The sequence below is a fragment of the Kitasatospora sp. NPDC059747 genome, assembly GCF_042732955.1.
GTDB lineage: Bacteria > Actinomycetota > Actinomycetes > Streptomycetales > Streptomycetaceae > Kitasatospora.
In genome coordinates, this window is the sequence record NZ_JBHWGV010000023.1 from 48,916 (window position 1) to 59,857 (window position 10,942).

Here is a 10,942-nt window from a genome sequence, read left to right on the forward strand (position 1 = left end):
GTCCGAGAGGTTGTTCGTGTCGGCCAGCACATCCCGTTCGCTTCCCCCCGAGATCGCCGAGTCCGCGGCTCTGCTGGCTCTCATCGAGCGGGGCAAGGCCCAGGGGCAGATCGCCGGTGACGACGTGCGCCAGGCGTTCGAGGCGGACCAGATCCCGGTCACCAAGTGGAAGAACGTCATGCGCAGCCTCAATCAGGTGCTGATTGAGGAGGGGGTGGACCTCATGGTGAGCGCGGCCGAGCCGGCCGGTGCCAAGCGCAAGAGCGTTGCCGCCAAGAGCCCCACGAAGCGCACCGCCACCAAGGCTGTCACCACCCGGACCCCGGCCGCCCCGTCGGCCCCGACCAAGCCGCCCGTGCGCATCGCGCCCGGCGCCCCCGTCGCGGCCCCGGCCGTGGCGGCCGCCACCGCGCCCGCGCCGACCGTGTCCGCCGAGATCACCGCCGAGGAGGCGACCACGGTCGTCACCGAGGTGAAGGCCCCGGCGAAGAAGGCCGTCGCCAAGAAGGCCGTGGCCAAGAAGGCCGCCGCGCCGGCCAAGAAGACCGCCGCCAAGAAGACCACCGCCGCCAAGACCGCCAAGGGCGGCGAGGAGGAGCTGCTCGGCGAGGAGGAGCTGCTCGAGGACGTCGCGCTGCCCGGCGACAAGGCCGAGGCCGAGGCCACCGGTCCCGAGGAGGAGTCGGAGGGCTTCGTCCTCTCCGACGACGACGAGGACGACGCGCCGGCCCAGCAGGTCGCCGTCGCCGGTGCCACCGCCGACCCGGTCAAGGACTACCTGAAGCAGATCGGCAAGGTCCCGCTGCTCAACGCCGAGCAGGAGGTCGAGCTCGCCAAGCGCATCGAGGCCGGCCTGTTCGCCGAGGACAAGCTCTCGGCCGCCGACAAGCTCGCCCCCAAGCTCAAGCGCGAGCTGGAGATCATCGCCGAGGACGGCCGCCGCGCCAAGAACCACCTGCTGGAGGCCAACCTCCGCCTCGTGGTCTCGCTGGCCAAGCGCTACACCGGCCGCGGCATGCTCTTCCTGGACCTGATCCAGGAGGGCAACCTCGGTCTGATCCGTGCGGTCGAGAAGTTCGACTACACCAAGGGCTACAAGTTCTCCACCTACGCCACGTGGTGGATCCGCCAGGCGATCACCCGCGCCATGGCCGACCAGGCCCGCACCATCCGCATCCCGGTGCACATGGTCGAGGTCATCAACAAGCTGGCCCGCGTCCAGCGCCAGATGCTCCAGGACCTGGGCCGCGAGCCCACCCCGGAGGAGCTGGCCAAGGAACTCGACATGACCCCCGAGAAGGTCATCGAGGTCCAGAAGTACGGCCGCGAGCCGATCTCGCTGCACACCCCGCTCGGCGAGGACGGCGACAGCGAGTTCGGTGACCTCATCGAGGACTCCGAGGCGGTCGTGCCGGCCGACGCGGTCTCCTTCACCCTGCTCCAGGAGCAGCTGCACTCGGTGCTGGACACCCTGTCCGAGCGCGAGGCCGGCGTCGTGTCGATGCGCTTCGGCCTGACGGACGGTCAGCCGAAGACCCTCGACGAGATCGGCAAGGTGTACGGGGTCACCCGTGAGCGCATCCGCCAGATCGAGTCGAAGACCATGTCGAAGCTGCGCCACCCGTCGCGGTCCCAGGTGCTGCGCGACTACCTGGACTGATCCGACACCGCGCGGGCCCTGCCTGCGCGAGCACTCACGAGAAGGCCCGGAGCCCCACGGCTCCGGGCCTTCTCGGCCGTCCGGAGGGGGTTCGTCACCGTCCGAGTGGCGCTTGTCGCTCGTCCGGGTGGCCGTCCGCCGGGAAGCGGTCGCACAGTGTAGCCGGTCACCTACGCTGTGCCGGTTGCCTGCTGCCGAGCCACCTGGAGAAACGGTGCTGCCCAACCCGGACCGCGCGGACCTGACGACCGCCGCCCCGCCCCCGGCGACCCCGGCCGCCGCCCGGCCGGGCCGCCGAAAGCGCGCCGCCGTGCTGGCGCTGCTGGCGGCCGCACCCGTCCCGCTGGTGGCCTTCGGCGCCGCCGCGCCCGCCGAGGCCCAGCGCCGGGTGGTCGGCGGCGGGGTGACGAGCACCGCGGACCACCCGTGGATGGTGGCGCTGGCCAGTCGCCAGCAGTTCGGATCCGGGCGTTCCGGGCAGTTCTGCGGGGGAGCCCTGGTCACCCCGACCAAGGTCGTGACGGCCGCGCACTGCTTCTTCGACGAGCCCAAGGGCGTCCGGGTGGACCGGCCCGGCCTCAAGGTGATCGTCGGCCGGGACGACATGCGCGGCACCGCCGGGTACGAGGTGCCGGTCAAGAAGATCTGGATCCACCCCGACTACAGCTGGTCCGCCAACATGAACGACGTGGCCGTGGTCACGCTCGGTGAGTCCCAGGGCTCGCGGCCGGTGATCGACCTGCTCGGCCAGGGCGAGAGCGAGCCGTACGCGGCCGGGACCAGGGCACAGGTGTACGGCTGGGGCGACACCACCGGGCGCGGCGACTACTCGGCCCCGCTGCGCACGGTAGACGTGCCGGTCGTCGCGGACCAGGTGTGCGCGCGCGACTACCCGGGCGGGCCGGAAGGGAAGTTCGAGGCCCGGACGATGGTGTGCGCCGGCGAGGAGGAGCAGGGCGGCAAGGACGCCTGCCAGGGGGACAGCGGCGGCCCGCTGGTCATCGGCGGGCGGCTGGCCGGCCTGGTGTCCTGGGGGACGGGTTGCGCGGAGGCGCACCACCCAGGGGTCTACACGAGGATCGCCGCCCTCTCGGACGCGGTGCACTCGGCACTGTGACGTCAGAACGTGACCGCACGGTCACGTTCTGACGTTCCGTCGGAGGGGTGGCGTGCCTCGGGGAACAGCAGAGCCGGGCGACCGGCCCCCGGAGGGGTCGATCGCCCGGCCCACCGGTCGCGCGCAGTGCGCGACCGGACACACAGCTCGACGCTGGCTGCTGGGTGGCGCCCGGGATCAGCGCTCGTCGTCGGTGGCCGTCGCAGCGGTGGTGCCGCTCAGGCGACCGCTCTCGTCCTGTATCTCAACGGCGATCTTCTTGAGCTCCGGCTCGAACTTCCGGCCGTGATGGGCGCAGAAGAGCAGCTCTCCGCCGCTGGCGAGTACGACGCGCAGGTAGGCCTGGGCGCCGCAGCGGTCGCAGCGGTCAGCCGCGGTGAGCGGGCTCGCAGGTGTCAGAACAGTAGTCACGTCGCCTCTTCTCTAGCTCGACGAGCTGTCGTACCAGGGTCAACATCCAACCAGGCCGAAAACGTTCCCGCTCGTGGCTTTTCTTCTCTGAGGATTCTGCTGTGTTGATGAGGACGTGCCCCGGGGGCCGGTGGTTCATGCGTACCGGATCCCAGGATCCGCCCGTGCCTCGAACGCCCGATCGGGACCGGGTGCGAGGTCCGCGTAGCATAATCCTCTGCCGGGTTGGAGCATAAGCCCCGTCCCAGGCCCCGGTAGCCTGCATAACGGCAGTTCCGGAGCCTGCGCCGGACCCCACGAACCGCCAGGACCGGTGGTACCGGGAGGAGATGGCGCCCCGGAGCCCCGGACTCCGGCCCAGCCCGTGTTCGCGCAGCGCGTACAAGCTGCGCGGGACCGGCCCGCCGTGCTGGGCACCCAGCGGAGGGGTGCGCACACGCCGGGCGACGGCTGTCGGTGCGGCGTGCTGCACTGGCGGACGGTCCGGACGCGTTCCGGATGTGACCGATGAGACAGAACTTCACCGAGGAGAGTGCCGCGTGAGTGCCGAAACGACCGTGCCGTCCGCACTGCTGGCCGGTGACGACGGCTCCAACTACACCGCTCGGCACCTGCTCGTCCTGGAGGGGCTGGAGGCGGTCCGCAAGCGCCCCGGCATGTACATCGGCTCGACCGACAGCCGCGGCCTGATGCACTGCCTGTGGGAGATCATCGACAACTCGGTCGACGAGGCCCTGGGCGGCCACTGCGACCGCATCGAGGTCCTCCTGCACCCCGACTCCTCGGTCGAGGTCCGCGACAACGGGCGCGGCATCCCGGTCGACGTCGAGCCCAAGACCGGGCTGTCCGGCGTCGAGGTCGTCATGACCAAGCTCCACGCCGGCGGCAAGTTCGGCGGCGGCTCCTACGCGGCCTCCGGCGGTCTGCACGGCGTCGGCGCCTCCGTCGTCAACGCCCTCTCGGCCCGCCTGGACGTCGAGGTCGACCGCAGCGGGCACACCCATGCGATGAGCTTCCGCCGCGGCACCCCCGGCATCTTCACCGAGGCCGGCCCGGACGCGCCCTTCGAGGCCGCCAACGGCATGACCAAGGCCCGCAAGGTGCCCAGGACCCGCACCGGCACCCGGATCCGCTACTGGGCCGACCGGCAGATCTTCCTCAAGGACGCCCGCCTCTCCCTGGAGAACCTGCACAACCGGGCCCGGCAGACCGCCTTCCTCGTCCCCGGCCTGACCATCGTCGTGCGTGACGAGCGGCTCACCGAGAGCGAGAAGGCCGAGGAAACGGTCTTCCGCTACGACGGCGGCATCGCCGAGTTCTGCGAGTTCCTGGCCCCCGACAAGCCGGTCTGCGACGTGCTGCGGCTGCGCGGCGAGGGCACCTTCAAGGAGACCGTGCCCGTCCTGGACGACCTCGGCCACATGACGCCCACCGAGGTCACCCGCCACCTCGGCGTGGACATCGCGCTGCGCTGGGGCGCCGGCTACGACACCACCCTGCGCTCGTTCGTCAACATCATCGCCACCCCCAAGGGCGGCACCCACGTCACCGGTTTCGAGCGCTCGCTCGCCAAGACCGTCAACGAGGTGCTGCGCGCGAGCAAGCTGCTGCGCGTGGCCGAGGACGACATCACCAAGGACGACGCCACCGAGGGCCTGACCGCCGTCGTCACCGTCCGCCTCGCCGAGCCGCAGTTCGAGGGCCAGACCAAGGAGGTCCTCGGCACCTCGGCGGCCAACCGGATCGTCGCCGCCGTCCTCGCCAAGGAGCTGAAAGCCTTCCTCACCTCGGCGAAGAAGGACGACAAGCTCCAGGCCAGGGCCGTCCTGGAGAAGGTCGTCGCCGCCGCGCGCACCCGGGTCGCCGCGCGCCAGCACAAGGAGGCCCAGCGCCGCAAGACCGCGCTGGAGACCAGCTCGCTGCCGGCCAAGCTCGCCGACTGCCGCAGCGACGACGTCGAGCGCAGCGAGCTGTTCATCGTCGAGGGCGACTCCGCGCTCGGCACCGCCAAGCTCGCCCGCAACTCCGAGTTCCAGGCGCTGCTGCCGATCCGCGGCAAGATCCTCAACGTCCAGAAGGCCTCGGTGAGCGACATGCTCAAGAACGCCGAGTGCGCCGCGATCATCCAGGTGATAGGGGCCGGCTCCGGCCGCACCTTCGACATCGACCAGGCCCGCTACGGCCGCGTCATCTTCATGGCCGACGCCGACGTCGACGGCTCGCACATCCGCACCCTGTTGCTGACCCTCTTCCACCGCTACATGCGGCCGATGGTCGAGCAGGGCCGGGTGTTCGCCGCGGTGCCGCCGCTGCACCGCATCGAGCTCACCGCCCCCAAGCGCGGCCAGGAGAAGTACCACTACACCTACTCCGATGCCGAACTGCGCTCCACGCTGCTGGAGTTCCAGCGCAAGGGGATGCGCTGGAAGGAGCCGGTGCAGCGGTACAAGGGCCTCGGCGAGATGGACGCCGACCAGCTGGCCGAGACCACCATGGACCCGCGCCACCGCACGCTGCGCCGGATCAACCTGGGCGACCTGGAGCAGGCGGAGAAGATCTTCGACCTGCTGATGGGCAACGACGTCGCTCCGCGCAAGGAGTTCATCGTGGACTCGGCGGCCACCCTGGACCGCTCCCGCATCGACGCCTGACCTGCCCGACCGCCCGCGGGGGGGGGGGGGGCGCCCCCCGGGGGGGGGGGCGGGCCGCGGGGGGGGGGGCCCCCCCCCCCCCCCCCCCCCCCCCCCCCCCGCGCCCCCGCCCCCCACCCCGGGCGGGGCCCCCCCCCCCGGGGGGGGGGGCCCCCCCCGCTTGTGCTTCCACCCCCGGTCCACCCGGGCTCCGATCACCGGGCGGCGCCCGATCCGTAGCGTCGGTGAGGTCAGCACACAGCTTCCGTCGGGACGGAGAATCCGATGACCGCCCTCGTCAACATCGTCGTGATCATCGCGGTACTGGCTCTGGTGGTCCGGCGGCAGATGCGCGCGCAGCGCCTGGACACCGAGCGCCGCTTCTGGCTGCTGCCGCTGATCCTCGGGGCGCTCGCGCTGCGCGACCCGCAGCTGATCGACCACGACCACGCGGCGCTCTCCGCCGTCCTGCTCGGCGCCTCCCTCGTCGCGGTGCTCGCCATGGGCTCCGTCTGGGGCTGGACCGTCCGGCTCTGGCGGGCCGCGGACGGCTCGGTCTGGGCCAAGGGCACCAAGGCCACGGTCGCCGCGTGGGTGGGCATGATCGCCATCCGGCTCGGCCTGTACGGGATCGGCTCGGCGATGCACGTCCACCAGGCGGGCAGCGCCCTGATGCTCGGCATCGCGGTCATGCTGCTGGTCCGCTCGCTCGTGGTGAACTGGAGGGCGCGGACCGCCGAGCTGCCCCGGCAGGCCGCCGTGATCGGCTGACCGCGCCGCCGCCCCGCCGCCGCGTTCGAGCCGCCGCCGTGTACGACACCCCCGAGGAGGACCCCGTGACCGGGTACTGGACCCGCTGGCCGGCCCGCGAGGGACTGGAGCGCGAGGCCGAGAGCGGCCCGCGGCGGGTCCTCACCGTGCTCGGCCGGATCGTGATCCTCGTCAGCGTCACCTGGGGGACCTTCGCCGACGGCCGCTTCACCGGCTGGGCGGCGGCGGCCGCAGCCGGCGGGCTGGTGGCCATGGTCGGGCTGAGCACGGTCTACCTGAATACCAGCCGGGCGCAGCGGCTCGTGCCCTCGCTCGCCGCGGCCGGCGCCCTGGTCGGCCTCGGGTGGCTGGCCAACTGGGGCCACGCCATCGTGCTGGCGGACGTCACCTGGCTCGGGCTGGCGGTGATGGCGCTGGTCCGGCTGCCGCCCGCGCCCGCGGTCCTCGTCGCGGTGGCGTCGCTGGGCTCGTACACCGCGGCCAGCTGGGCGAGTTGGCTCAGCGTCGTGACGTCGGTCGGCGGGCTCGGGCTCCTCGGCTTCCTGCTGCGGCTGGACATCGAGGCGCGCGGCACCGCCCGCCGCCTGCTCGCGCAGGAGCGGGCCGCCCGGGCCGCCGAGGCCGAGAGCGCGGCGCTCGCCGAACGGGCCAGGATCGCCCGGGAGATCCACGACGTGCTCGCCCACAGCCTCTCCGCCCAACTCGTCCACCTGGAGGCGGCCCGGCTGATGCTGGACGCCGGGACCGACCGCGAACAGGTCCGCGAACGCGTCGTCGCCGCCCGGCGGATGGCGCAGGACGGGCTGGCCGAGACCCGGCAGGCGCTGTCCGCGCTGCGCGGCGAACTCACCCCGGTGGGGGACTTCCTGGTCGAACTGACCGGACGCGAACGGGCGGTGTTCGGCGTCGTCGGCACGCCCCGGCCGCTGGCCGCCGAGGCCGCGCTCGCCGTGCGGCGCACCGCTCAGGAGGCGGTGACCAACGTGCGCAAGCACGCGCCCGGGGCCCGGTGCGAGGTCGAACTGCGCTACCTGCCGGACGCGGTGGAGCTGGAGGTGCGCAACTCCGCGTCCCCGCGCGCCGCGGCGCCGGGGGAACTGGCCGCCAGCGGCAGCGGGTACGGTCTGCTGGGGATGCGCGAACGCGCGGAACTGCTCGGCGGCACCCTGCTGACGGGCCCGGAGGACGGAGGGTGGCGCGTGCTGCTGCGGGTGCCGGCGTGAGCGCGGGAACGACCAGGGTCCTGGTCGCGGACGACCAGACGGTGGTGCGCGAGGGCATCGTGATGCTGCTCGGCCTGCTGCCCGGGATCGAGGTGGTCGGCGCGGCGGCGGACGGGGAGGAAGCCGTCGCCCTGGTGGAGCGGCATCACCCGGACGTGGTGCTGATGGACCTGCGGATGCCGCGCGTCGACGGCGTCGAGGCGACCAGGCGGATCCGGGCGGCGCACCCGGAGACCGAGGTCGTCGTCCTCACCACCTACGCCGACGACGACTCGCTGTTCCCCGCGCTCCAGGCCGGCGCGCGCGGCTACCTCACCAAGGACGCCGGCGGCGAGGAGATCGCCCGGGCCATCGCGGACGTGCGCTCGGGCGCGGCCGGGCTCTCGCCGCAGGTCCAACTCCGGCTGCTGGAGCGGCTATCGGAGGGTCGCAAGGCCTCCCCGGCGACCCCCGAACCGGCCCCCGCGCCCGCCGCCCGGGCCGCGGAACTGCCCGACGGACTGACCACCCGGGAGGCCGAGGTGCTCGCGCTGATCGCCGAAGGCCTCTCCAACGGTGAGATCGCCCAGCGGCTGTTCGTCAGCCCGGCCACCGTGAAGACGCACATCAACAACCTCTTCGCGAAGACCGCCGTGCGGGACCGGGCACAGGCCGTCGCGTACGCCTTTCGGCACGGAATCACCGGTACGCATCAGTAGTCGGATGAGTGTCTGTCGGATCATCGATCACCTCATCGAGTGAACGTATCTGCAATGGTCAAAACCGCTGCTCAGAGGCCCTCATGATGGTTCGGGTCAGAGTGCCCGCCCGGTTCAGGAGCAGCAGTGCCACAGCAGCAGACGAGCAGTCCCGGGCAGGGGCAGCGATTCGACTGGTGGGCCGCTCCGGCCACCGCGAACGCGCCCGCCGCCGGTCGGCCCAACCAGGGCACCCGGTCGGCCGCCCCCCGGACGGACCGCACGGTGCCGGCGCAGCCGGTGCCGCCCGTCCCGGCCGCCGCGCCGACCGTGCCCGCCGCACCGGCCGTTCCCGCCGCGGTGCCCGTGCCGGCCGCGGTGCCCGCCGCCGCACCGGCCGGCAGCGCGGACAGCACCGAGGTGTACCGGACGGTCCAGGCCAGCGAGGCCTTCCAGGACATCCGGCGCAGCTACCGGTCGTTCGTCTTCCCGGTCAGCAGCGCCTTCCTCGCCTGGTACCTGGCCTACGTCGCCGCCCAGGCCGCCGCGCCCGAGCTGATGCGCACCCCGGTGGCCGGGCCGCTCAACGTCGCCTGGCTGCTCGGCCTGCTGCAGTTCGCCAGCACCTTCCTCCTCACCTGGCTCTACGCCCGCAACGCCCGCACCAAGCGCGACCGCGCCGCCCTCGGCCTGCGCTGGGACACCCAGGACCAGCTCCGATGACCACCGCGGCGTCGACCGCCACCCCACCGCCCGTCGCCCCCACCGGCGACCACCACGACCTCGCGATCCTGCTCTTCGCCGTGATCGTCCTGGTCACCCTCGGCATCACCCTCTGGGTCGGGCGCCGCGGCAGCGCGGCCGAGGACTTCTACGCCGGCGGACGGGACTTCACCCCGCTGCAGAACGGCTTCGCGCTCTCCGGCGACTACCTCTCCGCCGCCTCCTTCCTCGGCGTCGCCGGACTGATCGCCCTCTACGGCTACGACGGCGTGCTCTACAGCATCGGCTTCCTGGTCGCCTGGCTCGTCGTCCTGATGCTGGTCGCCGAACTCGTGCGCAACGCCGGCCGCTACACCCTCGCCGACGTGCTCGCGCTGCGGCTGCGCCGGCGCAAGGTACGGGCCGCGGCCGGCGGCGCCAGCGTCGTCGTCACCCTGCTGTACCTCGTCGCGCAGATGGTCGGCGCCGGCTCGCTCGTCGCCCTGCTGCTCGGCACCAACAGCGCCTCCGCCCGGACCTGGACCATCGTCGCGGTCGGCGGCCTGATGATCGTCTACGTGACGGTCGGCGGCATGCGGGCCACCACCTGGATCCAGATCGTCAAGGCGTTCCTGCTGATCGCCGGATCGGTGCTGCTCACCGTGCTGCTGATGGTCCACTACCACGGCGACCTCTTCGAGCTGATGCGCCAGGCCGCCCGGCACAGCGGCGCCGGCCGGCGCTACCTCGAACCCGGGCTCAAGTACGGCGCGACCTCCACCAGCCGGCTCGACTTCTTCAGCCTCGGCCTCGCCCTCGTGCTCGGCACCGCCGGCCTGCCGCACATCCTGTCCCGCTTCTACACCGTGCCCACCGCCCGGGCCGCCCGCCGCTCCACGATGTGGGCGATCGGCCTGGTCGGCGGCTTCTACCTGATGGCCATCGCGCTCGGCCTCGGGGCCACCGCCCTGGTCGGCTCGGCCGAGGTGCGGCACGCCAACTCGGCCGGGAACACGGCCGTTCCGCTGCTCGCCCTGGTGCTCGGCGGCGGCAACGGCAGCACCGGCGGGGTCGTCCTGTTCGCGGTGATCTCCGCGATCGCCTTCGCCACCATCCTCGCCGTCGTCGCCGGACTCACCCTGGCCTCCTCCGCCGCCTTCGCCCACGACATCTGGGCCGGCGCCTTCCGCGGCTGGTCGCTGCGCCGGCGGACGGACGACGGGGCGCCGCGCACGGAGGAGCCCGTGAGCGACCGCCAGGAGATCGTCGTCGCCCGGATCGCCGCCGTCGGGATCGGCGCGGCGGCCATCGCGATCAGCCTCTTCGCCCAGCAGCTCAACGTGGCCTTCCTGGTCGGCCTGGCCTTCGCCGTCGCCGCCTCCGCCAACCTGCCGGTCCTGCTCTACACGCTGTTCTGGCGGCGCTTCACCGCCCGCGGCGCCGTCTGGTCCGTGTACGGCGGCCTCGTCCCGGCCATCGTGCTCGTCACCTTCTCGCCGGTCGTCTCCGGCACCAAGGTCGCGCTCTTCCCCGGCGTCGACTTCCACTGGTTCCCGCTGGAGAACCCCGGCATCGTCTCCATCCCGCTCGGCTTCCTGGCCGGCTGGATCGGGACGCTCACCTCGCCCGAACCGGCCGACTCCGACCGCTTCGCCGAGCTGGAGGTGCGCGCCCTCACCGGTGCCGGCGCGGCCTGAACCGCACCCCCTGGGACCCCCCGCGGCGGGGGGGGCGCCCGGGGTCCCGGGCGC

At 72.8% G+C, this 10,942-nt stretch carries 9 protein-coding genes; 8 read left to right on the forward strand and 1 reads right to left on the reverse strand.

The window, feature by feature from the left end; translation table 11 throughout:
* The first annotated feature begins 10 nt into the window (after window positions 1-10).
* Together ACFV4G_RS12980 and ACFV4G_RS12985 are read left to right on the forward strand one after the other, a co-directional pair.
* On the forward strand, window positions 11-1,660 hold the full coding sequence (locus ACFV4G_RS12980) for an RNA polymerase sigma factor (RefSeq protein ID WP_380439514.1): 1,650 nt from the start codon (window positions 11-13) through the stop codon (window positions 1,658-1,660).
* A gap of 313 nt (window positions 1,661-1,973) precedes the next feature.
* Entirely contained in the window at window positions 1,974-2,777 is an 804-nt protein-coding gene (locus tag ACFV4G_RS12985) for a S1 family peptidase (protein ID WP_380439582.1), read from the forward strand.
* A gap of 177 nt (window positions 2,778-2,954) precedes the next feature.
* On the opposite strand, the gene ACFV4G_RS12990 is transcribed toward ACFV4G_RS12985, so the two are convergent.
* On the reverse strand, window positions 2,955-3,188 hold the full coding sequence (locus tag ACFV4G_RS12990; RefSeq protein ID WP_380439516.1) for a hypothetical protein: 234 nt from the start codon (window positions 3,186-3,188) through the stop codon (window positions 2,955-2,957).
* A gap of 539 nt (window positions 3,189-3,727) precedes the next feature.
* Here ACFV4G_RS12990 and ACFV4G_RS12995 point away from each other — a divergent pair.
* The 6 genes from ACFV4G_RS12995 to ACFV4G_RS13020 all read left to right on the forward strand — a co-directional run bounded on the left by ACFV4G_RS12995 (window position 3,728) and on the right by ACFV4G_RS13020 (window position 10,888).
* The gene (locus ACFV4G_RS12995) at window positions 3,728-5,839 is read left to right on the forward strand and encodes a type IIA DNA topoisomerase subunit B (RefSeq protein WP_380439518.1); all 2,112 of its coding nucleotides are present in this window, start codon (window positions 3,728-3,730) and stop codon (window positions 5,837-5,839) included.
* 264 nt (window positions 5,840-6,103) lie between these two features.
* Entirely contained in the window at window positions 6,104-6,589 is a 486-nt protein-coding gene (locus ACFV4G_RS13000; RefSeq protein ID WP_380439520.1) for a DUF1453 domain-containing protein, read from the forward strand.
* A gap of 65 nt (window positions 6,590-6,654) precedes the next feature.
* A complete protein-coding gene (locus ACFV4G_RS13005) occupies window positions 6,655-7,812 on the forward strand; it encodes a sensor histidine kinase (RefSeq protein WP_380439522.1) in 1,158 nt (385 codons plus the stop codon).
* Complete coding sequence (locus tag ACFV4G_RS13010) at window positions 7,809-8,510, forward strand: response regulator (protein ID WP_380439524.1); 702 nt, start codon at window positions 7,809-7,811, stop codon at window positions 8,508-8,510. Before ACFV4G_RS13005 ends, ACFV4G_RS13010 begins: the two co-directional genes overlap by 4 nt.
* Window positions 8,511-8,636: 126 nt before the next feature.
* Window positions 8,637-9,212 carry a DUF485 domain-containing protein gene (locus ACFV4G_RS13015; RefSeq protein ID WP_380439525.1) on the forward strand — a complete coding sequence of 192 codons (576 nt, stop codon included), beginning with the start codon at window positions 8,637-8,639 and terminating at the stop codon, window positions 9,210-9,212.
* Window positions 9,209-10,888, forward strand: a complete 1,680-nt coding sequence (locus ACFV4G_RS13020) for a cation acetate symporter (RefSeq protein WP_380439527.1) — start codon at window positions 9,209-9,211, stop codon at window positions 10,886-10,888. Before ACFV4G_RS13015 ends, ACFV4G_RS13020 begins: the two co-directional genes overlap by 4 nt.
* Window positions 10,889-10,942: the final 54 nt, after the last annotated feature.